The sequence below is a fragment of the Nostoc sp. ChiQUE02 genome (assembly GCF_034531305.2).
Taxonomy (GTDB): Bacteria; Cyanobacteriota; Cyanobacteriia; order Cyanobacteriales; family Nostocaceae; genus Nostoc.
The window spans coordinates 55,298-81,610 of record NZ_JAVRBN020000026.1; the positions used below are offsets into that span (position 1 = coordinate 55,298).

Below are 26,313 nucleotides of genomic sequence, written 5' to 3' on the forward strand. Positions count from 1 at the left end.
TTAGTATCTGGATAACAAAAGAATAAGCTAACCAGCATTCAAGTTGCATCTTTGTCATTAGTCATTTGTCATTAGTCATTTGTCCCATGTCCAATGCCCAATACCTTTATCAATTAAACTGATTCAGAAACTTGCTCATCCAGACAGCGAAACAAGAACACCCAAAGAGGCAGGGAACTATTAATCGCAATTAGTCGCACTAAATGACCAGTTGTGACAATTTCAACATTATGATTCAATGCTAGAGAAACTAGGATCATTTCTGCCGATCCTCCTGGTGCTGTGACTAAAAGACAGGTTAACCAGTCCCAAGAAGTTAATTGCATCGCAAGTATAGCAGCGATCGCTCCGGCTACGAGGGTCATCCCTACAGACATCAAGGCATAGCCGATAGTCCGCTTTCTAAAGTTGGGTTTGTCTCCCCAATACTCACCAATAGTAATTCCCAGGAGCATTTGACCAAATAAGTTAATTAAAGGCGGCGGATTAAAGCTAATATCACCCACAAAAGGCAGCCAATGTAGCAAAGGATTAAACCCGATACCAATCAACAATGCACCAAAGAAATCGCCAGCGGGAATTTTAAATAATATAGCTGGATAAACTACTAATCCAGTGATTAGCAGTACTAACAGAAGTAATTCTAGTTGAGATGGATCGAAATTGAGCCAAGCACCGTTGATTGGGAGTGTTTGCGGATAGTAATTACCAGCTGATGTCTTCGCGATAAAGGGAATTAGAACAACTACTGAGGTGACGCGAATCGCCTGAACTAGGGCAACCAAGCTAACATTCTTGTTGTAATCGGCGGCGATCGCTGCCATAATTCCTACACCACCAGGAACTGTAGCCAGCATTGATGTCAACAGGTTAGTTTTGCTGAGGCGAGAGTAAATATAACCAATACAGCTTCCACTCAGCAGCAAAAACAAAGTAAGAAAAATAAATATGGGAATACCAGAAGCAACACTAGCTAGATTACCGTGGGCATTGGAAGCGCCGACAGTTAAGCCTACAAGTGCCATTCCCACTTTTCTTGCAGTGCGGTTAGGTTTGGGGGAATATTGATAAAGAATTCGACACCCTTGAAGAACCACTGTACCAGCGGCAATCCCGCCAAATATCCAGGCAATCCTGCCAATTTGGAACTTTGCCAGGAGTAAACCCAGAGGTAATGCCAGAAGCATTTCCAAGACAAGGACAATTAGTTGCTTCGTAAATAGCTGTTGTTTGCTAACAACAGGATTTTCATGAGTGTGTTCTTCCAGGCTGGGAGCAACACTTAGGCTTTGATTCATCTATACAGGCTTTTTTATTAATTTAACTTATGTACTTAAGCTAATGCGATCGCATAAGAGACCCAGTTCTCAATTTACACAAGAATCGCTATAGAGAGAGGATAGGGGCACAACCGCAATTGTGCCCCTACAAATAATTTGTATTCCTTTCAATGGTTCAGCCGTTTAATCTTCGTCAAGGGCTGGGAAAGCTTCCTCAAGCTGCCACAACCGATCTTTATTTTTAACGAACCAAATACGAGTTTCTGGAGTTAATTTACTCCAAATGACTTCAACAGGGATGTGAGGAGATGCATATTGGTACTGCTGACCAAGTGATTTGAGATTGTCTGCCACATCATGGGGAATTCCGAATTGTTCCCAGTCAACTGTGATATTTCTTCCCGAAACTCCTGCTGTGGGGTCAAAAATCAATTGTGCCGATCTGACTAAATCAGCAAAGTGTTTCGGTTTGAGTTTGGTGATCTCCTGAATTTGGAGTGATTCGTTATGCTCTTGAGACATCATCGCCGCAGTGGTAAAGATTAGGGGTGTATTGAACTTACTGCCAGAGATTTTTATCCCAATATTTTTACTTTAGCGCAGAGCCGCTAACTTCATCATGACCGAAGAGGATAAAGGGGGGGATTGGGGATTGGGGATTGGGGACTGGGGACTGGGTATTGGGTACTAAGTATTAAATACTGATAACAAGAATTCAGTCCCCAGTCCCTATTTTAGTGACGAGTGTAGGAATGCTCAAAGTGAGTTTTAAGTGTATCAGCCATAGCGGACATTACAACTGCTGCGACAGAAAGTGATATTGCTGCGATTCTAATTTTATAATCAACCGCAAGTATCCCTACCGCAGCTAGAGCGATCGCTACCCCTATACAACTTTGTTTGACCCTATTTGTAACTTTATAAGCTCGATTGCAAGAACTACAAATAAGTGTGTGTCGCGTGAATCTGTCTAGCAAAACTGGCTTTGAATTCAGCTCGCCATTCTCAACATTTTTCCATGTGGAATAGCCTTGATAAAAAGGCAAAGATGACCCAAATGTATCTAGCCACTTCCGGTACTCAACCACTAAGATGTCAGATGTTTTCAGCGGCAAATATAGTTCTTTGAGACTTGTTCCCAAGCGCTCAATTTGTGCCTGTTGTCCTGCCAGAAGAGGCAAATCCTGCTCCAATATTTTGTTGGTATTTAAGTGATCGAGCCAGCGAGGTCTCAGCTTGACTCCCCAAGTCATGAAATTACGATAACCTCTAGCTAAAAGACGGCATCGCCCTTTACCTAAAGGAATTGAATACAAAGCTAGTCCAAATGTCCAGCCTCGGTCTTCAATATAAGCAGTGTTCAGCACCAGATTTGGAGCAACAAAATCAATATACTTCCAAGCTTCATTTGATTTATTAATTCCCCGCCACTGACCTCGAATCCCCTGAACCGAACTCTCTAGCACTTCCATTTCTAGCGGTTGAGCATTTTTGCGATTACTACCCCCCCTAGTGCCATGATGGCTAATAGCAACATGAGCCGGATCGATGACATTCTCTACTAAATATGTTTGGTCATAAGGCAGATCCAATATAAAGTCTGCACGCACGAATCCTGGCTTATCTAAATCTGGCAGAATTGGGATATTTTCATCAACAGCAGTTTCTTTTTCGCCAGCCCATACCCAAATCATGCCTTGGCGTTCCACAACCTTAAAGGATGGCACGCAAGCATTGACTGGAATTTTTGCATCTGCTGGTAATTGGGGAATGTGCACACATTCACCATCACTGCCAAACTGCCAACCGTGATATAAACACTCAATTTTGCCGTCAATAATTTGTCCGTCAGAAAGTTTCGCTGTACGGTGAGGACAACGATCTGTTAAACAGATCAATTGTCCATCTTGGTTTTTGAACAAAATCAAAGGTTCATCGTACAAGGAAAAGCTATGAGGGCGGTTGGCAGGCAAGTCTTGCACAAAAGTGACGGGATACCAGCATTGCCTCCAGTGAAATTCTTGCTTCTCCTCAAGTGTTTCAAAAGTAGAAGTTGGTGGTGTCGCCTGTAGTGTCTCTGTTTCTAATGACATAGTTCTCTCCAGGTTTCTATAATTTTATACTTTTGAATCAGCAAATTATTAGTCCCAGAGATAGAATTTTTTTAGGGTGAAACTTCAAAAATTAACAATGTAAATACACCGAAATGTTCCTATTTAGATACGAAATTTGATTAACTAAATGTTGTAGCTTTTACCTCAGCTACTCATTTTCGATCAGAACTGTAACAGCAGCGATCGCAATCAACATTTCATCATTTTTATCATTGAATTCGGGAATAGCCCGCCCTTGAACTACCATCCCTCCAGATTCTACGGTGAGAGTTTTTCGACCAAATGGTAATACAGCTAGTACCTCTTCTTCCCTAACTTGTTCTGGATATGGCACTGCCACCTGAACTTCTATAATCATTTCATTGGGGTGACTTAAACCTGCGACTTCCCAAACACCAGGTAAAGCATTGTGAGCGATCGCATTTCGTACTGCCCTAGATGCTGCTACTGTCGGTTCTTGTCCATGTTGATCTATTCCCATCCCCATCTCAATAATCAATCGTTTACGTGCCATTGCTACCTCCGCTATAATTGTGCATCTTTCACCAAGAAAAGCAGAGGGCTGGAGGCTCACTTGCAATAGTGCATCCCTTCTCTACGGTTTGGTTAAGAATATTTGTAGGTTGGGTTGAACGAAGTGAAACCCAACAAACCCTGTAATAGTTGGGTTACCCTGGGGGATCTTGTTACGTTCCTCAACCCAACCTACACATTTTTATTTTTTGGGCTTAACCAAACCGTATTGCTGCATCCCTTCTCTACGAGAACCTTCACCTAGAGTCCTGCAATGAGAGCCACACATGCTCATTGCACCCTCCAGCAAGAACTGCCTGCTTCACACCATATGCTGCAAGCGGCTCAGACGCTCTGAGTAACTTTTCATCACCTTTAGGGCAAACATGGGTGTTTCCTGAACGGCAAAGAGAAACCCTTTCTCATCAACGAAAGCAAGTTTGCTGTCCACCTTGGCAATAGCTGTATAAGTTCTATTTTTTACTCCTACAAGTACCCCAACACCAAAAACTTCGCCCGTCTCAATGGTTTCTACAACTTTGCCATTGACTAATATATCTACCTCTCCTTCCACAATGCCGTACATATTATCACCAGACTGTCCTTCTTCAAAGATGACTTGACCTGCTGAAAATCCTTTAGGGTCGGGTTGTTTTTGAAAGATACTGACTGTGACTACAGGACTTAACATTTAGAGCAACCCCAAAATTCTTGGTTTTTAGACGAAACTTTTGGATAGCTTTACGCGAACCCAGAAAAGTATACTACTTTCTGTTGGTTAACTCTCAACCTCCGCAAAATTCCTGATTAGTTCCCGAATCGCCTAGAAACCTCTCCCTGGTTTTACTAGGCAAAACCGTCCCTCTCCGAGTCGGAGAGGGAGAGACTTGAACGAAAATTCAAGGTAGGGAGAGGTTTATCGAACTCACGTTCAAATAGGGAATTTTGGTTATCAGGTCATCTTCTATAATTGATAAAACCTGCACACCTAATTCTAGGCATGAGACTGTGACCGAATCAGGAAGTTACAAAGATACTGTAAACCTACCCAAGACTAACTTTGAGATGCGGGCAAACGCCATCAAGCGTGAGCCTGAAATCCAAAAATTTTGGGAAGAAAATAAAATTTACGATCGCCTTTCCGAAAATAACCCCGGCGAATTATTTATACTGCACGATGGGCCTCCCTACGCTAATGGCTCACTCCATATTGGTCATGCTTTAAATAAAATTCTCAAAGATATTATTAATCGCTACCAACTGCTACAAGGGCGTAAAGTTCGCTATGTCCCTGGTTGGGATTGTCACGGTTTGCCAATTGAGTTGAAAGTTTTGCAGAACATGAAGTCAGCAGAACGGCAAAATTTAACGCCTTTACAACTGCGGCAGAAAGCGAAAGAATTTGGTCTAGCTACGGTAAACGACCAGCGCCAAAATTTTAAACGCTACGGTATTTGGGGTGATTGGGATAACCCTTATCTAACTCTGAAGCCGGAATATGAAGCAGCTCAAATTGGCGTGTTTGGTCAGATGTTTTTGAAAGGCTACATCTATCGCGGTTTGAAACCTGTTCACTGGAGTCCGAGTTCTAAAACCGCTTTGGCTGAAGCTGAGTTGGAATATCCAGAAGGTCACGTTTCCCGCAGTATCTATGCAGCTTTTGCAGTTACAAGTTTGGCGTCAGCTGTAAAACCACTGTTGGCAGAATATCTGTCAGATTTGGGTGTGGCTATTTGGACAACCACTCCTTGGACAATTCCGGGAAATTTGGCGGTGGCGGTGAATGCGGATTTAAACTACACAGTGGTGGAAGTTTCTCGCCCAGAGGCACAGGCACAGAGTAATTTTAAATACCTAATCGTTGCTGCTGATTTAGTAGAACGTTTATCTTCGACGTTGGGAGTTGAGTTAACTGTAAAAGCCACGTTCAAGGGGAATGATTTAGAACATACTACTTATCGTCATCCTCTATATGACCGCGAAAGTCCGATTGTCGTCGGCGGTGATTACATTACTACTGAGTCGGGTACTGGGTTGGTACATACAGCTCCCGGTCATGGTCAAGAAGACTACATTGTTGGTCAGCGCTACGGTTTGCCCATCCTTGCACCAGTGGATGACAATGGCAATTTTACCGAAGAAGCGGGACAATTTGCTGGTTTGAATGTGCTGGGTGATGGAAATCAGGCGGTGATTGATGCACTGGCTGCGGCTGGTTCTTTGTTGAAAGAAGAACCATACCCCCACAAGTATCCTTATGATTGGCGGACGAAGAAGCCGACGATTTTCCGCGCTACTGAACAATGGTTTGCTTCCGTGGAGGGATTTAGAGAAGAAGCGCTAAAGGCGATCGCAACTGTAAAATGGATTCCAGCCCAAGGTGAAAATCGCATCACGCCAATGGTGGCAGAACGTTCCGATTGGTGTATCTCTCGTCAGCGGAGTTGGGGTGTACCCATTCCCGTTTTCTACGATGAAACCACGGGAGAACCACTGCTGAATGAAGAAATTATCAACCACGTTCAAGCAATTATCGCAGAAATTGGTTCTGATGCTTGGTGGGAACTTTCGGTTGAGGAGTTATTACCCGAATCCTATCGCCAAAATGGCAAGTCTTACCGCAGAGGTACAGACACAATGGATGTATGGTTTGATTCTGGCTCATCTTGGGCAGCTGTCGCCAAGCAGCGTCCAGAGTTACGCTACCCTGCTGATATGTATTTGGAAGGTTCCGACCAACATCGCGGTTGGTTCCAGTCAAGCTTGCTCACCAGTGTAGCGGTAAATGACATTGCGCCTTACAAAACTGTGCTAACTCACGGCTTCGCTTTGGACGAACAAGGGCGGAAGATGAGTAAGTCAGAAGGAAATGTGGTTGACCCAAATACAATCATTGAAGGCGGGAAAAATCAAAAAGTAGAACCGCCCTATGGTGCAGATGTATTGAGGCTGTGGGTATCATCGGTAGACTACTCCGGCGATGTCCGCATTGGCAAAAACATCATCAAGCAGATGAACGATGTCAGAGGCAAAATCCGCAATACGGCGAGGTTTTTGCTAGGTAGCTTGGATGATTTTGACCCGGAAAAAGATGCAGTCCCCTTCGAGGAATTGCCAGAACTTGACCGTTATATGCTACACCGCATCACCGAGGTATTTGAGGAAGTCACCGAAGCCTTTGAGAGTTTCCAATTCTTCCGCTTTTTCCAAACTGTACAGAATTTCTGCGTGGTGGATTTATCCAACTTTTATTTAGATGTTGCCAAAGATAGGCTGTACATCAGTGCAAAGGATTCTTTCCGCCGTCGCAGTTGTCAAACGGTGCTGAAAATAGCTTTAGATAATTTAGCACGAGCGATCGCACCAGTGTTATGCCACACCGCCGAAGATATCTGGCAATATCTCCCTTATAAAACACCTTACAAATCGGTATTTGAAGCCGGTTGGGTGCAGGTTGAGGAAAAATGGCGTAATCCAGAGTTAGCAGAATTTTGGTCAGCGCTGCGACAACTCCGCACCGATGTGAATAAAGTGTTGGAACAAGCCAGGATAGAAAAACTCATTGGTTCTTCTTTGGAAGCGAAAGCTTTGATTCACATACCTGACAAACAATTAGGTGACGCTATCAAAGCCTTTAACCCTGTGAAGGGTAACGGTATCGACGAACTGCGGTATTTATTGCTGACTTCCCAAGTGGAATTATTAGATTCTGCTGAGGGGTTGCAAGGATTGAAATATACAGCGCAGACGGAAGACTGGGGAATTGGGGTAACGAATGCAGACGGGGAAAAATGCGATCGCTGTTGGAACTACTCTACTCATGTGGGAGAATCAGCAGAGCATCCGCTAATTTGCGAACGATGCGTTGCAGCCTTAGCCGGAGAGTTCTAGTAAATATACGTGAGTTCAACGAACCTCTCCCTGCCTTGAACTAAAGTTCAAGGCTTTCCCTCTGCGAGTCGGAGAGGAAAAGTTTTGCGTAGTAAAACCAGGGAGAGGACTTTTCATTCAGCTAATTAGATAGACACTACATCATCCAATACTTGTCTGGTTTTGGGAGAAAGGGAAAAGGTTAAAAGGGAAAAAACCTTATATATCGAGCCTTCCACTCCTTTTCCCTAAAACCCGAGCAGTATTGCTACATCATCCATCGAATTCACCTTAAATCAGGTTGCAGTCACTGCCTGAAATAGATATTTTGGGTAACACACATTATGGTTATTTCATACAGTGTGTAAGGACTAAGTGTAATCTACTTTTGAACAAAAAATTTGGGTATTATTACTGAAGATCCATCAGTATTTTCACTGTATTCTCTTCAATAAAAGAGCCAAAGAGATGCATTATTAAGAAAATATAAAGGTATGCATTAATACGTAGTATTTAGACTAAAACATCCATTAACTCAATCAAAATTTAAGAGATACAAAGATATGTCAAATAAAGTTGCTAAAGAGTTGGCAGATTTTTTGCTGCAAATAGAACAGCGATCGCAGTTTCATGCAGGCTATCCCTATAATTTAAGTTGTGATTATAGTGCGATCGCAAAATTTTTTAATTTTCTGTTAAATAATGCTGGAGATCCATATATTGAGCCAGATTTTGGTCTCCATTCTCGTAAGTTTGAGCAAGAAGTATTATCTTTTTTTGCTCACCTGTATAAAATTCCAAAAAATGAGTTTTGGGGTTATGTTACTGCTGGCGGAACTGAAGGTAATTTATATGGAATGTTCTTAGGAAGAGAAATTTATCCTAATGGGATTCTTTACTCATCACAAGACTCTCATTATTCCATACCCAAAGCAGCTAAATTATTCCGCATCCAACATAATGTTGTTAATTCACAAATTAACGGAGAGATGAATTATGAACATTTTGAACAACTAATTAGCGAGAATCGTACTTATCCGGCGATCATAAATTTAAATATTGGAACTACTGTCAAAGGTGCGATTGATAACTTAGATAAAGTTCTAGAAGTTTTAGAGCGCAATCAGATTAAAGATTACTATATTCATTGTGATGCCGCACTTTCAGGATTAATATTACCGTTTCTAGATGGCGCTCCGCAAGTTAACTTTCAAAAACCCATAGATAGTATAGCTATTTCTGCTAAATTCATTGGTTCTCCCTTGCCTTGTGGTGTAGTTTTAACTAAGAAAAAATGGGTAGAAAAAGTTGAAACAGCAATTGAATATATTGGTTCGACAGATACAACTATTTTGGGTTCTAGAAATGGTCACACCCCTCTGATTCTCTGGTATGCAACTCAAACAAGAGGTTATGATGGATTAGCTAAAGAAGCAAACACCTGTATTCAGAATGCCCAATATCTTTTCCAACAACTGAAAATTAGAGAATATCCATGTATGCTCAATAAATTTTCCAATACCGTAGTGTTTCAAAAACCTTGTCAAAGGTTAATTAAAAAGTGGCAGTTAGCGACTTTTGAAAATTGGGTACACATTGTAGTCATGCAGAATATCACTCGAGAGAAAATCGATAGTTTTGTTAACGAACTTTTGTTAGAGGAAGGGTTACTTAATAATGCAGAGGATTTCTATCTCCAGCCAGTACTATACTAATAGTGAAATTAATCGTTCAATTTTACAAGGATTTTCTCTAAACAAAATTTGATCCTAAGATTTTATCTCATTAAAAAGTTTTTGCAGCATAAGTTAGCAGCAAGTAGTACTTCTACTTCTGCACGTTTCATAGGTGGTAAGAAAAAATACCCTTGTCCATAATCACATTGTAAAGCCTTCAATTGTGCTAATTGCTCTACAGTTTCTATCCCTTCTGCTGTTACAGACATATTTAAATTATGAGCTAATGTCACAATCGCTCGAATAATTTCTAAATTTTCTCCTCGACTACCTATACTGGTGACAAAAGAGCGGTCAATCTTAATGGTTTTGATTGGTAGGCGGTGCAGATAACTCAAGGATGAATAGCCAGTACCAAAATCATCCATGTGCAACTCGATATTCAGCGCTGTTAATTGGGAAAGCACAGTGGTAGCTAATTCAAAATTATCCATCAACAAGCTTTCAGTAATCTCCAATTTCAAAGAGCATGGCTCCAGTCCAGTTTGCTGCAAAATATGTTTAACCTCTTTAAACACATCAGGTTGCGTAATTTGTTTACCAGAAAAATTTACGCTAATTGTCAGAGGTAGTGAGCTAGGAAATTGTTTATGCCATGTGTGCATTTGATAACAGGCTTCATAAAGCACCCATTGCCCGATACTAACAATCATTCCAGTTTCCTCGGCCAGAGGAATAAAATCTTGAGGGGAAATAAGTCCTCGTTCTGGATGATACCAACGTAACAGTGCCTCAAATCCAATAATTTTGCCAGTTGTGAGTGAAACAATGGGCTGGTAATCAAGACAAAATTCTTCTTGCTTGAGCAGCGCATTTCGCAGAGCAGTTTCTAACTCTAAGAGCAAAGCCGCACCCTCGTGCATCTTTGGATCAAAAACCTCATAACGTGCCTTACCAAGTGCTTTGGCACAATACATTGCCACATCAGCATCGCGTAGAATCTGCGCTGCTTGCTCATAATCTGCTTTACTTAAAGCGATGCCAATACTAACATTAGTAAATACCCGATGCTCATTTAATTGAAATGGCAAAGCTAGCACCTTTTTAATTCGCTCGGCGACCTGTATGGCAGTACTAATATCCTCAATTTCCTCAATTAAGATTGTGAACTCATCTCCGCCAAAACGAGCAACTATATCTCCGACTCGCAGAACTGACTTTAGCCGATGAGAAATTGCAATCAAAAGTTGATTTCCCAATAGATGTCCAAGGCTGTCATTAACTACTTTAAAGCGGTCTAGGTCTAAGAATAATACGGCGAATAAATAACTATTTTGTTGTTTAGTATGTTCTATTGCCTGCTGCACCCGCTCCATAAATAATCGTTGATTAGGTAATCCAGTTAGCCCATCATGAAGACTATTGTGCAGTAATTGCTCTTGTGCTTGTTGACGTTTGATAATATCTTGTTGAAGTTGTTGATTAACTCTAATAAGTTCAATAGTGCGTTCTAGCACCAACTGCTCAAGCTGATAACGGTACTGGACTAATTCTTCCTCTGCTAGCTTACGCTTAGTGATGTCACGGACAATAACAACATATTCCCGTAGCTGAGAATTAAATGGCTGTGAAATAGTCGATTCAACAATTCGTAAACCTTGCTTTATTCTTAAAGTTTGCTCACTTCTAATAGACCATTGCTCCGGTTTGCCGCGATAGCATATTAGGAGTTTATTCAATTTTTGCCCAAGCAACTGCTGAATACTTGTCTGAAATAATTCTTCAGCAGCAGCATTGGTTTGAGAAATAGTACCATTTTCATCTAATACTAAAACAGTATCTGGAACGGTATCAAGAGTAGTGATAAATAGGTTTCTTGCCTGTTTGCGGGCCTCATCAATAGCAATAATTTGTGGTAAAGTTGTCCAGCAAGCGATCGCAACTCCTGTAAAAGAAAGCGTCACTAATAAAATAGCTAGTAAAGAGTTTTGAGGATTAGTAGAAAATCTATCTAAAAAATCGCGGATAACCCAACTAATTGTGACAGTAATACAAATCAATGATACTAAAACAATCACTTGTAGTACTACAAAGTCTGGATTGTTTCTACTAGACTTAGTGTCATAACGCTGTATCCACCAGTTCGGGTGTAATGGCGCAAATCTTAAACGACGTAGCCCTACATCTCCTATTATCAGAACAATGGGTAATAATAATCCCATTAAGAAATCTCTCCAATTCCAAGCTAAACCTCCTACTATTAGAACTACCGCTTCTACCAAGAAAAAACCAAGTGACAACCAAGGCCATAACACGTGCTGTTTGCCCCGACAAAGCCATAATCCCAAATGTAGTCCCATAATGGACATGAGATAACAAGTGCCTGCTACTGTGACAAGTTCAGATACATTTCCCAAATTTAGACAAAGCAAACTGAGTAGAAAGGTAACTAAAATAGCAGGACCAAGGATACCTTGACGGGAAACTAATGCAAATATGGGAGAAAGCTGTTTGTCTAAGGCAAGTTGGTATAAAATCCGAGGCGAGTTGGAAACTGCCGTAGCAGAACTTAGAAGGCAAGATACAGTAATCAGAAGTGTTACTAGAAAAGAGGTATGTTCACCCCAAAAAGGCTTAGAAGCCGCTACCAGATTTAAGAACGTATCGTCACGTATTGTTGGATTTGTAGCCGAACACATTAATACCCAAGAACCACCTAGAAATACCGGAGGAATTAACCAAGCAGCTACGGTTAAGAACTTTAAAGTTTTATATGGGTGGCGGCTATCAGCAACAAAAGAAGAAGTAGTTTCACAAGCATAAATTGAATAACTAGCCAGAAAAAACCACTTTGCCCATTCTTCAAAGCTCAGGCTATGTGTGCTAGTTGGCAGAAATTTAAAATCAGGAGTTGAGAAGGTTAACCATACTACGCCTTGAATACAAAACAAAAACAGTAATAAAACTGCTGGGAATACAAAAAATAAATGCAGGAGTGCTAAAGCACGGGTGCCACTGAATGCCAAAATAAAAGGAATCGCTGTAAATACAACTTTTAAGAAAGTTTCTGGACAAGAAATACCTAATGTTTCAAAATTGACTTTAATTAGGTTGGTGAGAATAATTGCATATAGTGCTGGTGCTGCTGCCCAGCTAAAAAAGTATCCTAAAGCTACGTAACGCCCTAAGCCAGGAAAGTTCTTTAATAGCCTTGTGGTATAGTTTGGTGTTCCTCCAGCGACATCTGGCCAATGTCTACCTAGACTTTGTACTTGCAAGTTAAGTAAAAAGGAAACGATTGTGCCAAAAAACCAAACTAAGATAGCTTTAGGACCTAACGCTGCATGAATGATGGGAGCAGTGCCAATCCATCCAACATGACCCGTTAACCCAAAGCCCCAGGTTTCGAGATAACTCAGAGTCCGTGGTAGTCGCATTAGCAAGTGCTGATTATTCTCTGCCCGTGCAGAATCGTTACTAACCATTGTTTCTTAGTGAGATTTACTGACCTTTTCACTCAATAGCTGAATCTTGCTGCTCATTGCCTCCGTATAAATACTGAAATTGAAGAAAGAATAATTTAGTTGTCACTGAATTTTGGATTTTGCAGAAAGTCTAAGGGTTGCTTTCCGATGCTCGTTATACTTAGGCGTCTCCCCTTCTCCCAAAGGGAAAGGCTAGCGCCTGCCGCAGGATGCCCGTACCCCTGGAAGCAAGCTATGCGTAGCGTCTCCTTTCGGAGAAGGGCTGTAGGGAGAAGATTCGCTAAGGCTTGCGCTATCCGTTGGCATAGCCAGTGCAGGTATCAAAACTTTCCGAGATGGATTTTAGATTGACCTTTGAAATTTGTTCCACTTAGCTTGCTTTTTGCAAAGCGAGTATAATTTTTTTATTCAGACCTATATGAAAATCCAGAAGTTCAGATTTCCGACCTATTTAATAAGTCGGAAATCGTGTTTTTCATAAATGATTAAGTAGGTCTATAGTTTTTGCAACAACTCCTGAGTTAACTGAAAGAAAGCTTTTGAACCTGCTGATTGGGGAGCATTTAAAACAGCTGGTATAAAACTATCAACAGCCTTCGCAACATTGACATCAACTGGTATTTGTACCTTACAAATTTTTTCTACACCAAAATCTTCAACAACGCGGTGCATTACTTGTTTATAGTATCTGCCAGTGAGGAGGTTAGCACTGGACATACTAAATACAATTCCCAGCATTTTTATATCTATCTTGGTTTCATGCCCGTGACTGTCTTTTAATTGGGCAATCCGTCTTTCTAGCAGTTGAATACCCACTACAGATAATGGTTCTGGTTTAGCAGGAAGTATGTAGAAATCGCTGGCAGCTAAAGCGCTACGAGTCAATAAATTATAGCCAGGGGCACAATCGAGAAGGATAAAATCATATTCTTGACGTACTGGTTTTAAGATATTGTTAATCAAAACCCTTTCAAAGCGATTCCAAATCGTTTCAAAGTCCTGTTCACCCAAGGCAGTTGCTTGTTGATGGAGCATTTCGGAAACTACAAATTCATCATACAAATCGATATCTCCTGGTAATAAATCCAGTCCTGGAAGATTACAAACCTGGGATTGAACGATATCTTGAATTGTGAGTTTGGCTTGTGGGTCTGGATTAATAACTTCGTCTATCAGATACCTAAATGTCTTACTTTGTTTACGACGCTTGGCAAAATCTAAAGGCGACATCAAACTGAGTGTGGCACTAATTTGGCTGTCTAAATCAAGGACAAGCACCCGCTTGCCATGATTTTTAGCTAAACAGGTAGCTAAGTTGACGGTGAGGGTGGTTTTACCAACGCCACCTTTCATATTTGCAGTAGCAATTACATATCCCATTGATTGAGTCCTCTGTTGACGCATTCCCATCTACTGGTCTGTCAAGAAATAATTGAGGGGTGCAGATTGTTCGTAGTTTGCGCTTAAGCGTTTAAGCGCAAACTACGAGCCGATCAAATCAAACTTGACAGACTACTAGGTAGCGTACACCCCTCCTGATATCTTAAATCTTCCATTAAATTTAATATTTTCGGAAATTTAAAAGAATAATTTCAGCGATGTTTACTGGATTTAGGCAGCAACATGTAGTTGTATCTTTACCTAGAATCGGGCTACCAGCCTCCTGTGCTTCATAATGCATCTCTTTGCTAACAATGTTTGGCTTAATGCCATAACTGCGATCGCAGTTATGGCATTCTCATCAAAGCAATTATAGAGGTATTGACAAATACAGTAGCCCTAAATTAATTGTGAGAAAATAATAGTGTTGTGAATGTCACTAAGTATTGAGTGCAAAATGTGGAAGCGTTCGGTAGCGTGCCGGAGGCGAACGCTAACTGAATTAAACGAAGCCAATCGATAATTTCGTGAAATCAAAGGCGCATTTACACACAAACTTATAAGGTAATTAAAATGACTTACGATTCAGAAGATGTACAACAAATCCTTCAAAAAGCACTCACTCGTAAGCAGGAAGGTGAATTTTCACGAGAACAGCTTTTGGAAATGGCATCTGAGTTAGGTATTTCTTCTAATATTTTGGAAACAACTGAACAAAAGTGGTTGGCTCAACAAGAAGAAGAACATCTGCGACACAGATTTAATACTTTCCGACGCAGAGCCTTTTGGACACACTTTGTTTCCTTTACAGCGGTGAATTTATTCCTTATTACCTTGAATTTAATCACTAGCCCTAGTTATTTTTGGGCTATTTTCCCAGCATTAGGATGGGGATTAGGACTATTTTTTCATTGGTGGAGTGTTTATCAGACTAAATCAGAGGATTACGAGATAGCCTTTCAGAAATGGCGTGCCCAAATTTAAGTTCTCTTCACTTTAAGAAATGGAGATGCTAAGGGGTAAGGCAGGGAGCAGGGGAAGCAAGGGAGAAAAAAAGCATTAACTGAACTGTATTGGTATTTAGTTTTCAGTTTTAGTTAATACTAATTATTCCTTCCTGCCTCCTGCCCTTTGCCTTTTTTTATCAGTATTGGTTTGACACCAACGCACAGCTTTGCACCTCGACGAATTGGGAGTGATCTTTCACCTACAAATAGAGAAATTTCCGTACTTGAAATTCTGCTGAGTCCACAATTAGATAGGATTCTTTCAGAGCTTGGATGAATTTGCCTTCAATAGTCTGCAAATCTGCTTGGGGTATGGCTTTCCACTGCTCCTGCGCTGCCCAACGAATGATCGGGATAACTTCTGTGTGGTCATTGGGGTTGAGCCAAACCTTTTTACCAAGAAATTCAGGATATTCAGCCAGCGCTGTTGTCCAAATTTGTGCGTCCTTCTGAACAAAATCCTCCCGTCAATCCGGGGCAACCTTAAACTAGAGGAGTTTTATAACCACGCCCTTTAAACTCTGTGTTTCTTAATTTGCCAAAATAGAGCTGTAGGCTAGAATAACTACGCTTTTAGCATAGCTTGATTGCCTACACTCAGGAGCAAGGGTCGGCTGGTTTGAAATAAGTAAGAGGAAGGGAGTATGGACAGCAATAACTGGTTGCAACAGTTAATGATGGTGGGTCTTGGCACAACGTCTTTAGTAGCAGAAAAACTGCGCCAAGTCAGCGATGATTTGGTTAAAGACGGTAAACTCAATCCTGAGCAAGCCAAGGCAGTTATAGATGATATTGCCCAGCAGTTAAAGTCGGAACAGGGAAACTTCGATGTCCAAATGCAGCGGCAAATGCGAAATATGATGCAGGATTTGGGAGTGGCTCGCCAGTCAGAGGTGGACGAGTTGAGGGGTAGAATTGACCGTTTAGAGCGTCAAGTGCGCGATTTAGAAAATAAGCTTTGGCGTTAGAATACCCTTTCTGATTTAAACTAAATGTGTCCTGTTGGTAATCTTTTTGCCAGGATACCTAAGTAAGGAGAACTGATTTTGAAACCAATTTTCCTCAGCGTGGCGTTCATGCTGGTGTGTGTTGTGCTGTTGGTTGTGGGGCAAGTAGGCAGTAAACAGAATACTGCTATTGCTGCCGAGTTAACCCAAACACCGCCAGCGCCCACAACTGTAACTGAAAACAATATCTTAATTGCGAGTAATACTATGTCTGATGCGAATGCCGTAACTACCCCCTCTGGATTGAAGTATGTTGAATTAAAAGAAGGGACTGGAGCGACTCCTCAATCTGGACAAACGGTTGAAGTTCACTATGTCGGCACTTTAGAAGATGGTACTAAGTTTGATAGTTCACGCGATCGCGGCCAACCCTTCAGTTTTAAAATTGGCATTGGACAGGTAATCAAAGGTTGGGATGAAGGACTTAGCACTATGAAAGTCGGCGGTCGTCGTCAGTTAATCATCCCCCCAGAGTTAGGTTATGGCGCTCGTGGTGCTGGTGGCGTGATACCACCCAACGCCACTTTGCTGTTTGATGTGGAATTGCTGGGAGTTAAGTAGAGATTGGGTATGGGGCATAGGGATAAGGGAAACGCAAAGACGCACAGAACAATGCCCAATGCCCAATGCCCAATATTTTTAAATTTTTAAATTTTGAAACTTTGTAAACTGTGGATTAAATAAAAGTTTCGCAGTACCTGTAGGCCCGTTGCGGTGTTTAGCTATAATTACTTCTGCAATGCCGCGATCGGGAGTATCTGGAGAGTAATATTCATCGCGGTACAGCATTATTACTAAATCGGCGTCTTGTTCAATCGAACCGGATTCTCTCAAATCTGATAACATTGGACGCTTGTTAGTGCGTGCTTCTACCCCTCGACTCAACTGAGATAGGGCAATAACTGGTACAGATAATTCACGCGCTAAACCTTTGAGTTGACGAGTAATTTTTGATAATTCTTGAACTCTATTATCGCCTGCTCCTTCCATCAATTGCAGGTAATCTATTACAATTAATCCTAATTCACTTCCAACTTCAGCTTGCAGTCTTCTTGCCTGACTACGCATTTGTGTAACTGTAATATTCGGCGTGTCGTCAATATAAATTGGCATCTCGGAAAGGATACCAATAGCACGGCTTAAAGGTTCCCACTGTGTTTGGCTAAGGCGTCCAGTCCGCAAATAACTACTTTCAATTTGCGCCTCACTAGCTAATAGCCGTTGCGTCAGTTGCTCTTTGGACATTTCCAAGCTGAAAACAGCAACTGGCAATTTATAAGAAGCGGCGATATTGTGAGCAAGGTTTAAGCAAAATGCTGTATTGTGTACACAGATATCATTAGCAACAAAATTGTGTGTTTCTGGAATTGTCAAGTCATAAACTTGCTTATTACCTACAAACTCAATAGAAACAATTTCATCCCAATATACATCGCTGGTTGCTAACTGCTGAAGTGGCAAATTCTCTAAAGCTGTAGCTAGTATCCAAAGTCTTTCCCGCTTTAGGGCACGTTTACCAACATGCATATTTGTATAGCCTTGAATACCAGCCCGTCTGGCTAAACTACTCCAAGCTTCATTGCCTTTTGCTACTGCTATTTGTTCCCAAATCTCTACAGGTATCAAGTCACGATTAGTTTGATATCTTTTTTGAGATATTGCATCTGCAACTTTTGCTATTGCTTCTTCTTTACTAAAGATACCTATTTCTGCGATAAAAGTTTTGATAGATAAGGCATCAGTAATATCTAATTGCCACGCTGGTCTGCGGGTGTTTTTATACTTGATAGACCGTTTTTTGAGTGATGCGATAATGCCAAATCTTAATAAAAGATGTTGAATTTGTCTTGCTAGTTTCTGGCTGACTGTTCCATAGCCTAACTGTGATTGACCGCTAGCAAGTCGTGCAGCCCATCCATCAGTAGCAAAGAGACGATTAAGAAATAAGGCTATTTGCGATCGCTCTAATTTAAAAACGATATTTGGGATAGTTTTAGAATGAGCATCTTTGCCCCACAAACCTAATTCTTCTAACCAAAGTGTTAGCGAATTCTTCCGAGATTTGCTCATACAGGCAAATCTATGAGATACAAACTCTTCTGACTCTAATTGTAAAATTTCGCACAATAGCTCAAAAATTTCTAAATTTGGTACACAATCTCCTTGCTTCCAAGCGCAAAGTAAAGTAGGACTGACTCCAACTAATTGGCTTATTTCTTTTCCTGTCAATGACTGCGATTGAATCGCTAGTTTAAAACTTTCAGCAAAAATCCGTCTTTGAATTGCAATAAATTCCAAGTCTCCACGTACACAAAGTGATGGTGTGCGTGTACCTTGAGAATCTTGCCAGCGAATTTTTAAACCAACAAAATCAGCAACTGCTTGGGAAAATTCTGCTTGCAATAACGGATTACTATTTGTAAATCGTGGAGTGCAGTTAGTTAAACCACCATCGCCAATTAAATATGCTAATAACTTTACTTCGCACTCACGGATGGTTTCTGTACCAAATACATTGATTTTTCGCGGAACAGCAATCTGATCGCCAACTGTCAGATTTTCTAATTTTTGCCAGCCTTGGATAGTCAAATATGGGTGAGTGATTGTAGTTTCAATAGACCTACCTAAGCGAGTTGTTACCCGAAAAACTGGTTTGATACCATCATCTACAAATGCACAGGGTTGAGTAAAGGTAAATTTCCAGTCGTTGTTTAGCGTCAATAATGAGCCATGACGTTGTTTATATAATTCTTCAATTGTGGTAATTGTTCCATCTGCCAAAACTATTTCTGAATCATGGCTGAGGCATTTTCCCATTGATGGTCTGCCAGCGACAATAATCAAATCAGAACGCTGAAAGCCGCTGGTCATGGCATCTAAATCGTAAAATCCGCAGGGAATACCAGGTAAGGCGATGCCTTGATTTCTATCTTCAATATCCTGGAAATTATTAATTAGAGTATCAGAAATATGAACTAAACCCGATTGGGGGCGCTCTTGAGTAACACCAAATACTTTCTGTTCTGCCTGGTCTAAAACCTGTGGTAACTCGGTTTCTGTCTCGTAACCAAGATGTACAATTTCATTGCCAGCTTTAATTAGCTGTCGCCGCAGGTATTTTTCCATCACTAACCCTGCTAAGGCGTCGATATTCACAGCTGACACTGTACGATCTACCAGAGTTGCTAATTTATTTCTGCCACCAATGCGGGCAAGCAAATCATGGTCAGTCAGCCAACTTGTGACTGAGAGTAAATCCGTGGGTTTACCTTGGGCGTGGAGCCTCACAGCTGCTTGATAAATATCTTTGTGAGCGCTAATGTAAAAAGCTTCGGGAAGGAGGCGATCGCTAACTCGACTAATCGCTTCGGGATCTAGCAAAATACCCCCCAAAATCGCTTCTTCTGCCTCGATATTTTGTGGTGGGAGGCGATCGCTACCATCGCCTTGAAAACTCAGTTCTTCAGCCATAAACGATTTTAGTTTTGATTTGCTAGAGACGCGATTAATCGCGTCTGTACAAGGGAGACGCGATTAATCGCGTCTGTACAAGAGCTAGGAGTTGTTATTTCCCCCTACTTCTCCTGCTTTCTCTGCTCCCCCTACTGTCTCCTAGCTAGCGACTACTTGAATATCGACTTGCGCCGCTACTTCAGAATGCAGCTTGATTTCGGCTTGATAAGTACCAAGGTGGTTAATATCGGGGATGGTAATGCCACGCCGATCGATTTCTTGACCGGTGGCGGCCTTAATTGCATCTGCAACATCTTGAGTGGTGATAGTACCGAAAATTGCTTCGTTTTCACCAACTTGCTTGGCAATTGTCAAGCTGCCAACTTTTTCTAAAGATTCTTTTTGCTCAAGAGCTTGTTGTCTGAGTTCTAATTGCCGTTGACGCTCTTGCTCGCGACGGCGTTCTACTTGCTTGAGAATACCAGGAGTGGCATTGGTTGCCAATTTCTGGGGAATCAGATAATTACGAGCGTAGCCAGGAGCTACTTCCACTAAGTCGCCAGATTTTCCCAGCTTGCTGATATCCTGATTTAAAACTAACTGCACGCGTTTCGCCATCGTTTTCCGTTTTTCCTGTAAAATATGATTAATTTGGGTTTGGGTAGGATAGCTCACAATGTTGAGTGCTGTATTCCAAGCTTCTTTGCCTATACCCTAAAGCTTACAGATCGTAGCGAAAGGAAGGGTGCGATCGCAACTATTAGCCATAGAAAAATGTGGGGACTGGAGACTGGAGACTGGGGACTAGTAACTGGGAAAGATAAGTACCAATGACTAATGACTAAAAGTTATTTCTCATTTCCCGTATCCGCGCAAAGGTTTGCACTGCATCCCTACTCTTAACGGTTGATTGTAATGATGGCTGATCCCAACGTAAAAAGGGATTGGTTTGCTTTTCCACTCCCAGCAGCGAAGGGATGGTAGCTTCTCCTCGACTACGGTAAGCCTTCACTTCATTGAAGCGCCTTTGTAAGTCGGCGTTGTCGCCATCCACACTTAGGGCAAATTGCAGATTTTTTAAGGTGTATTCGTGAGCACACCAGATGCGTGTATCATCGGGTAGAGAGCGCAGTTTGCTTAAAGAGTCCACCATTTGAGTCGGTGTTCCTTCAAACAAGCGACCGCAACCGCCAGAAAATAGAGTATCGCCGCAAAATAAATCGCCTGTCTCACCAGATTTTTCCGGGGGAAAGTAGTAAACGATGTGAGCGCGGGTATGTCCGGGAACGAAGATAACTTCAGCTATGCGGTCTGCAAACTGGACGCGATCGCCTTGTTGCAAAAACACCTGCTGTCCGGGAATTCTACCACGATCCTCGGCTCCTCCATAAACTATCAGTTGCGGGAATTGTTCTATTAATTGCTTATTACCACCCACATGATCGTTATGGTGGTGCGTGTTGAAAATTGCTACCAACTCAGCTTTTAATTCTGCCAGTTTCTTTAATACTGGTTGAGATTCTGCTGGATCGACAACAGCGGCAATATTTTGTTTATCATCATGCAACAAGAATATGTAGTTGTCTGAGAGTGCTTCCAGACGGATTACCTGCATTACCTCTGCCTCCCTTACAACATAAATGTTTGGTATTGAGTAGCAATTTTACATTTTCAGTGAATAATAGTGCTACCTCCACAAGCTAGATCAAGTATTTATACTTTGATCGTTATAGCTATAGTGGAATATTAACTATAATATTATACAACTGTACTTGCATGGTAATTATACTTAAATAAAGTCAACTTCAAATGAATTTATCAGTGAAATTCCTCTGGGAATAGCTACAAATACAAAGTTAGATTTATTTTATTATTTTTTGACTCAAAAATAAGAAATTGTCAAGTTTATATTTTGCTTATCTCTACTCTATCGAATTTGGCTATAACTAAAACTAGAGTAAGATTTTCTTAAAATAAATACATATCTAATTTCCCAAGTAACCCACAATTGTTTATTTGATTTATGTCAACCGAAACTAGAGGATTTATTACAATTTTAACTGGACTTTATCCTTTTCAAGATTGTATTCATTTTTTGGCGGCAATTAGAAAGTTTCATCAAGAGCCAATCATTATTTTAATTGACCAAGTTCCAACGGTACTCTATCCTTTTCTGAAGGCTTTTAAAAATGTAATTTTAAAGCAGGCTCCTGCAAATGAAAATACTGTTTTAGCATCACGGCAAGCAAAGCTAGCTCTATATGCAGCCTCTGAGTTTGATAAAACGATTTACCTAGATTCAGATATTTGCTTACTTTCCGATATTAATGACGTATTTGACTATTTAGATGAATATGATTTGCTATTAACTGAAGATGTACAACCTTCTATTGTTAAAGCCACGAATTTATTGCGTGGAAAACAAGAAGAGCTTTTGCCAAATGTTTTGCCAGTTCTGCAATCTATCGGCTTACCTCTGGAGGCAGATAGTGTGCAATATAACAGCGGGTTGATAGCTTTTAAGAAAACAGAAGTCAATAAGGTATTTTTTGAAGAATTTCAACGTTATTTTGAGATTGTTAAAAACAACCAAAATAAATTACTTTTAAAAGACCAAGGGGCTTTTGCATCTGCGATCGCATCTGTACGCCCTCACATGAAAATCCTACCACCCACTTATAATTATCTCAGCAAGTGGCAGGATGCTTACAATATTCAAGATCAAATTAAAGTTCTTCACTGTACCTATCCTTATCGACCTCAATATGCTAAAAATATTAGTCGTTCCTTATATACAAGGCTTTTTGACAGATTTGCTAAAGTGTTTTTACCAAATCAAGTTACAAATCCTTGGCGCACTAAATAAAAATAAGTATAAAAATAGTGAAAAACTTTTCCAAGATATCGCTGTTAGTTTCAGATTTATCAAGTGCAGCCATTTTGCGTGCATACTTGATCGCAACAGCCCTAAGTAATTTAGAATATGAAGTTGAAATTATGGGGTTTTTATTTGGAGATAACTTATATCGAAATTTACCATCAGAATTAAAGGTTTATAATTTACCAGGCAAAAATTTTCCAGATTTTTTTGGAGAAATTCAAAAATTTTTACCAAAAATTAATGGAGATATAATTTATGCTATAAAACCACAAATAGCAAGTTTTGGAGTTGCCCTACTAAAGAAAATATTTACCAGAAAGCCGTTAATTTTAGACATAGATGATTGGGAACTCAGTTGGTACGGTGGCGATGACTGGAATTATCGTCCCACACCTAAACAATTAGCTAGGGAATTGTTGAAACCAGACGGCGCACTCAGGAATCCTTATCATCCTTTGTATGTGAAATGGATGGAAGGTTTGGTAAGTCAGGCTGATGCTGTGACAGTGCATACTAAATTTTTACAGCAGCGTTTTGGCGGTACATTTGTTCCTAATGGTAAGGATACTTCTTTATTTGATCCCACTCGATATGATGCTGAGTCCAGCAGAAATCGTTATGGTTTATCTGAATATCGGATTTTAATGTTTCCTGGTGCGCCAAGACCATATAAGGGTCTAGAAGATGTTCTCATGGCGCTGGATAAAATTAATCAGCCAGACTTAAGACTAGTGATTGTAGGTGGCAGTCCTTATGATAATTACGATCAGCAACTTCAACAAAAGTGGGGACGCTGGATTATCAAATTACCAAAGTATCCAGCTGATGTTATGCCTGATTTGGTAGCAGCAGCTCACATTGTAGTCGTTCCCCAGCGAGATACCCCAGAAACTCGTGCTCAGTTTCCCCTGAAGTTGACAGATGGAATGGCAATGGCTAAACCTGTATTATCAACGCGCGTTGGAGATATTCCCAAAATTTTAGGTGATACTGGTTATTTAGTCGAGCCTGCTTGTCCTGAACAGATTGCTGAACAAATTCAATTGATTTTTCAAAATTTAGAGTTAGCAAACCAGCAAGGTCTCAAGGCAAGAGAAAGATGTGTAGAACACTATAGTATAGAGGCTATGGCTTCTGTGCTCAAGTCGGTAATTGCTCGGTTGTGAATCTTGATTAAGGATTAGGCATTGAAAAAGAGATTTTCATTCCCTCATTGTACCTAATCATTTCTGGTATTCGATCTGGCAAAATCTCTAGAAGCTGGTGTTGTAGGTGTAACTGTGTTTTAACGGAGCTGAGAGATGAAGATTATTTAGTTTGATTTATTTGATGATTAGCTAATTTAACAAGTAATTTGTGAATTATATTAATAAGTGAAAGTGGCATAAAAATACCCAATGTCTACCAGAAAACTACTACTAAGATTCGCTAAACCCTATCCAGGTTTGATTCTGCTGACAATATTGTTAGGATTTTCTGGAGCTTTATTTAATGGGATCAGCACAGCTTTAATTGTGCCAGTGGTTTTAAAAATTGTGGGGCAAGAAGTAGATTTAAGTACGGCTCCCCCTATCCTAAAAACGATGATGTCTCCTTTTGATAATACTCCAGAAGCTTACCGGATAGGAGTAATGGCTGGGGCGATTATATTTACAATTATTTTAAAGAATTTAGCTACTTATGCCAGCGCGTTAGCATCGAGTTCTTTAACCCGAAAGCTAACATCGGATATGCGCGAAACCGGGTTGAGGCTATTATTAGAAATTGATATAGATTATTATGCCAAGATGAAGGTTGGTGATTTAATCAACCGTCTTGGTGGAGAAATTGGCCGGGCTGCAAGTGCTATAGGTAGTGCAGTCAAGATAGTTATCCTGGCAATCACAGTTTTAGTTTTTGTCGGTTTATTGCTGTCAATTTCTTGGCAATTGACAATTGCTGCTACGCTTTTGCTGTCGTTGGTGACGTTAGTAAATCAGTATGCCATTTCCCGGTCTAGAAATTTTGGTAAGCAGCTTAGTGAAATGTCTAGGGCATACTCAATCTCTGTACTAGAAACCCTGAACGGAATTCGGCTGGTAAAGGCGACGGGAAATGAAGAAAAAGAATATCGACGAATTAAAAAATTAATTCGCGATCGCGAGTTAGCAGATTTCCAATCTCAGGTTAATTCGGAAGCGATCACACCTCTGAGTGAGGTGATGGGTATTACAGCTTTACTGCTGATTGTCCTTTTAAGCAAAACCTTTTTTGCTGACCAGGTTTCTTCTCTTTCTACCGTACTTTTGACATATTTATTAGTGCTGCTGCGAGTGCTGCCATTAATTTCTCAGTTAAATACTATTCGCAGCAACTTTGCCAGTACCGCCGCCAGTGTGGATGTGACGAATGAGTTTTTAAGCCTGCACGATAAGCCGTTCATGGGCAAAGGTAAGCTTCCCTACACAAAATTAGAAGAGGGAGTGTCGTTTAATTCTCTTTGCTTTGCCTACCCTGGTCATGAAAAGTTGGTACTCAAAGATGTCAATTTATATTTACCACGTGGCACGACCTTAGCATTGGTAGGCGGTTCTGGTGCTGGTAAATCCACTTTGGCAGACCTTTTACCCAGATTCTATGACCCGATCGCTGGCAGTATTTCCATTGACGGCACCGATTTACGGGAGTTCGATCTTGTATCCCTGCGGAAGCGGATGGGAATCGTCAGTCAAGATACCTTTCTTTTTAATGACTCAGTGCAGAATAACATCGCATACGGGCGAGCAGAGGCTACTGAAGATGAAATTCTGACAGCGGCCAAGCGGGCAAATGCTTATGAGTTTATTAGCAAATTGCCTCAAGGATTTGACACTTTAATTGGCGATCGCGGTGTGATGTTATCTGGTGGACAAAGGCAAAGATTAGCGATCGCCCGCGCCCTTCTCCAAAATCCCGAAATTCTGATTTTAGATGAAGCCACCAGTGCTTTAGATACCGTTTCCGAACGTTTAGTACAAGCTGCACTCGATGATTTGAGTCGCGATCGTACCACCCTAGTAATTGCTCACCGCCTTTCCACAGTCCAAAAAGCCAATCAAATAGCCGTGTTAGATCAAGGACAGGTGGTAGAAGTGGGAACCCATGAAGAACTTTTACAAAAGGGTGGTTACTACTCACGTTTGTACTCAATGCAATTTGCTCCTCGTCCTGAAACTGCTACCAAACACAATCAAAGCTTGCTCCGCATCTCTCACGAAATTCGGACGCAGTTGAACTCAATGATTGGGTTCTTACGCTTATTACTTGATGATTTAGTAGACGATTCCCAAGAACGGCACGAATTAATTGAAGACTCTTATAAATCAGCTTGGAGAATTCTCAATACCATTGATGTTTTTGAGGATGTTATTAACTTACAAATCAAGGGGCAGATTCTCTCAATTTCTGACCAAAACCAAAATGTTATTAGCAACCATTATCAAAGCTTTAATCATATTGCCGTTGAATTTCGGACTTCTCTTAACCTCATACTTAGCTCTCTCCGCTCTCTAACTGATAATTCGATATCCACCACAGAAGAACAAAATGGATTAATTACTGAAAGTTATGAGTCTGCTATATATCTGCTCGATAATTTAGAAAAGTTTGAGAATAGTATTAATATCTAA

The 26,313-nt window shown here is 40.8% G+C and carries 18 protein-coding genes and 1 pseudogene; 8 read left to right on the plus strand and 11 right to left on the minus strand.

Features of this window, described 5'->3' with window-relative positions:
• Window positions 1–113: 113 nt before the first annotated feature.
• From RM347_RS23785 to RM347_RS23805, 5 genes are all read right to left on the minus strand, one after another.
• Window positions 114–1,298: an AbrB family transcriptional regulator gene (locus RM347_RS23785; protein ID WP_322716825.1), complete on the minus strand. Its 1,185-nt coding sequence runs from the start codon at window positions 1,296–1,298 to the stop codon at window positions 114–116.
• A 165-nt stretch (window positions 1,299–1,463) separates the two neighbouring features.
• The gene (locus tag RM347_RS23790; RefSeq protein WP_322716870.1) at window positions 1,464–1,802 is read right to left on the minus strand and encodes a hypothetical protein; all 339 of its coding nucleotides are present in this window, start codon (window positions 1,800–1,802) and stop codon (window positions 1,464–1,466) included.
• 212 nt (window positions 1,803–2,014) lie between these two features.
• A complete protein-coding gene (locus tag RM347_RS23795) occupies window positions 2,015–3,373 on the minus strand; it encodes a Rieske 2Fe-2S domain-containing protein (protein ID WP_322716824.1) in 1,359 nt (452 codons plus the stop codon).
• Window positions 3,374–3,542: 169 nt separating this feature from the next.
• Window positions 3,543–3,908, minus strand: a complete 366-nt coding sequence (locus RM347_RS23800; protein ID WP_322716823.1) for a Lin0512 family protein — start codon at window positions 3,906–3,908, stop codon at window positions 3,543–3,545.
• A gap of 321 nt (window positions 3,909–4,229) precedes the next feature.
• A complete protein-coding gene (locus RM347_RS23805) occupies window positions 4,230–4,598 on the minus strand; it encodes a Crp/Fnr family transcriptional regulator (RefSeq protein ID WP_322716822.1) in 369 nt (122 codons plus the stop codon).
• Between the two features lie 317 nt (window positions 4,599–4,915).
• On the opposite strand from RM347_RS23805, the gene ileS reads away from it, so the two are divergent.
• Together ileS and RM347_RS23815 are read left to right on the plus strand one after the other, a co-directional pair.
• Window positions 4,916–7,798: an isoleucine--tRNA ligase gene (ileS, locus tag RM347_RS23810; protein ID WP_322716821.1), complete on the plus strand. Its 2,883-nt coding sequence runs from the start codon at window positions 4,916–4,918 to the stop codon at window positions 7,796–7,798.
• 542 nt (window positions 7,799–8,340) lie between these two features.
• A complete protein-coding gene (locus RM347_RS23815) occupies window positions 8,341–9,492 on the plus strand; it encodes a histidine decarboxylase (protein ID WP_322716820.1) in 1,152 nt (383 codons plus the stop codon).
• A 62-nt stretch (window positions 9,493–9,554) separates the two neighbouring features.
• Here the strand turns inward: RM347_RS23815 and RM347_RS23820 are convergent, their stop codons facing one another.
• Together RM347_RS23820 and RM347_RS23825 are read right to left on the minus strand one after the other, a co-directional pair.
• The gene (locus RM347_RS23820; RefSeq protein WP_322716819.1) at window positions 9,555–12,938 is read right to left on the minus strand and encodes an EAL domain-containing protein; all 3,384 of its coding nucleotides are present in this window, start codon (window positions 12,936–12,938) and stop codon (window positions 9,555–9,557) included.
• A gap of 495 nt (window positions 12,939–13,433) precedes the next feature.
• Window positions 13,434–14,318 (minus strand): ParA family protein, encoded by an 885-nt coding sequence (locus tag RM347_RS23825; RefSeq protein WP_322716818.1) that lies wholly within the window; start codon window positions 14,316–14,318, stop codon window positions 13,434–13,436.
• 573 nt (window positions 14,319–14,891) lie between these two features.
• Between RM347_RS23825 and RM347_RS23830 the strand changes: the two genes are divergently transcribed.
• Window positions 14,892–15,302: a 2TM domain-containing protein gene (locus RM347_RS23830; protein ID WP_322716817.1), complete on the plus strand. Its 411-nt coding sequence runs from the start codon at window positions 14,892–14,894 to the stop codon at window positions 15,300–15,302.
• Between the two features lie 223 nt (window positions 15,303–15,525).
• Here RM347_RS23830 and RM347_RS23835 read toward each other — a convergent pair.
• Window positions 15,526–15,792 (minus strand): annotated as a pseudogene (locus tag RM347_RS23835) (TIGR03792 family protein); the annotation flags it as partial.
• A gap of 177 nt (window positions 15,793–15,969) precedes the next feature.
• On the opposite strand from RM347_RS23835, the gene RM347_RS23840 reads away from it, so the two are divergent.
• Together RM347_RS23840 and RM347_RS23845 are read left to right on the plus strand one after the other, a co-directional pair.
• Window positions 15,970–16,293, plus strand: coding sequence for a phasin family protein (locus RM347_RS23840; protein WP_322716816.1), 324 nt, complete (start codon window positions 15,970–15,972; stop codon window positions 16,291–16,293).
• Between the two features lie 78 nt (window positions 16,294–16,371).
• Window positions 16,372–16,893, plus strand: a complete 522-nt coding sequence (locus tag RM347_RS23845) for an FKBP-type peptidyl-prolyl cis-trans isomerase (protein WP_322716815.1) — start codon at window positions 16,372–16,374, stop codon at window positions 16,891–16,893.
• A gap of 78 nt (window positions 16,894–16,971) precedes the next feature.
• Here RM347_RS23845 and dnaB read toward each other — a convergent pair whose 3' ends face one another.
• The 3 genes from dnaB to gloB form a co-directional block, all read right to left on the minus strand.
• Window positions 16,972–19,803, minus strand: coding sequence for a replicative DNA helicase (gene dnaB, locus RM347_RS23850; RefSeq protein ID WP_322716814.1), 2,832 nt, complete (start codon window positions 19,801–19,803; stop codon window positions 16,972–16,974).
• A gap of 141 nt (window positions 19,804–19,944) precedes the next feature.
• Window positions 19,945–20,403, minus strand: a complete 459-nt coding sequence (gene rplI, locus RM347_RS23855) for a 50S ribosomal protein L9 (RefSeq protein WP_229464762.1) — start codon at window positions 20,401–20,403, stop codon at window positions 19,945–19,947.
• Between the two features lie 223 nt (window positions 20,404–20,626).
• The gene (gloB, locus tag RM347_RS23860; protein WP_322716813.1) at window positions 20,627–21,400 is read right to left on the minus strand and encodes a hydroxyacylglutathione hydrolase; all 774 of its coding nucleotides are present in this window, start codon (window positions 21,398–21,400) and stop codon (window positions 20,627–20,629) included.
• Window positions 21,401–21,808: 408 nt separating this feature from the next.
• On the opposite strand from gloB, the gene RM347_RS23865 reads away from it, so the two are divergent.
• The 3 genes from RM347_RS23865 to RM347_RS23875 all read left to right on the plus strand — a co-directional run bounded on the left by RM347_RS23865 (window position 21,809) and on the right by RM347_RS23875 (window position 26,313).
• Window positions 21,809–22,651 carry a glycosyltransferase gene (locus RM347_RS23865; RefSeq protein ID WP_322716812.1) on the plus strand — a complete coding sequence of 281 codons (843 nt, stop codon included), beginning with the start codon at window positions 21,809–21,811 and terminating at the stop codon, window positions 22,649–22,651.
• Between the two features lie 17 nt (window positions 22,652–22,668).
• Window positions 22,669–23,832 (plus strand): glycosyltransferase family 4 protein, encoded by a 1,164-nt coding sequence (locus RM347_RS23870; protein WP_322716811.1) that lies wholly within the window; start codon window positions 22,669–22,671, stop codon window positions 23,830–23,832.
• A gap of 231 nt (window positions 23,833–24,063) precedes the next feature.
• Entirely contained in the window at window positions 24,064–26,313 is a 2,250-nt protein-coding gene (locus tag RM347_RS23875; protein ID WP_322716810.1) for an ABC transporter ATP-binding protein, read from the plus strand.

Bases quoted from the DNA above. Each gene is read 5' to 3' on its own strand.
- rplI (WP_229464762.1), bottom strand. From the start codon at position 20,403: ATGGCGAAACGCGTGCAGTTAGTTTTAAATCAGGATATCAGCAAGCTG.
- RM347_RS23815 (WP_322716820.1), top strand. From the start codon at position 8,341: ATGTCAAATAAAGTTGCTAAAGAGTTGGCAGATTTTTTGCTGCAAATA.
- RM347_RS23820 (WP_322716819.1), bottom strand. From the start codon at position 12,938: ATGGTTAGTAACGATTCTGCACGGGCAGAGAATAATCAGCACTTGCTA.
- RM347_RS23785 (WP_322716825.1), bottom strand. From the start codon at position 1,298: ATGAATCAAAGCCTAAGTGTTGCTCCCAGCCTGGAAGAACACACTCAT.
- RM347_RS23795 (WP_322716824.1), bottom strand. From the start codon at position 3,373: ATGTCATTAGAAACAGAGACACTACAGGCGACACCACCAACTTCTACT.
- dnaB (WP_322716814.1), bottom strand. From the start codon at position 19,803: ATGGCTGAAGAACTGAGTTTTCAAGGCGATGGTAGCGATCGCCTCCCA.
- RM347_RS23790 (WP_322716870.1), bottom strand. From the start codon at position 1,802: ATGTCTCAAGAGCATAACGAATCACTCCAAATTCAGGAGATCACCAAA.
- RM347_RS23865 (WP_322716812.1), top strand. From the start codon at position 21,809: ATGTCAACCGAAACTAGAGGATTTATTACAATTTTAACTGGACTTTAT.
- gloB (WP_322716813.1), bottom strand. From the start codon at position 21,400: ATGCAGGTAATCCGTCTGGAAGCACTCTCAGACAACTACATATTCTTG.
- RM347_RS23805 (WP_322716822.1), bottom strand. From the start codon at position 4,598: ATGTTAAGTCCTGTAGTCACAGTCAGTATCTTTCAAAAACAACCCGAC.
- RM347_RS23830 (WP_322716817.1), top strand. From the start codon at position 14,892: ATGACTTACGATTCAGAAGATGTACAACAAATCCTTCAAAAAGCACTC.
- RM347_RS23800 (WP_322716823.1), bottom strand. From the start codon at position 3,908: ATGGCACGTAAACGATTGATTATTGAGATGGGGATGGGAATAGATCAA.
- RM347_RS23825 (WP_322716818.1), bottom strand. From the start codon at position 14,318: ATGGGATATGTAATTGCTACTGCAAATATGAAAGGTGGCGTTGGTAAA.
- RM347_RS23840 (WP_322716816.1), top strand. From the start codon at position 15,970: ATGGACAGCAATAACTGGTTGCAACAGTTAATGATGGTGGGTCTTGGC.
- RM347_RS23875 (WP_322716810.1), top strand. From the start codon at position 24,064: ATGTCTACCAGAAAACTACTACTAAGATTCGCTAAACCCTATCCAGGT.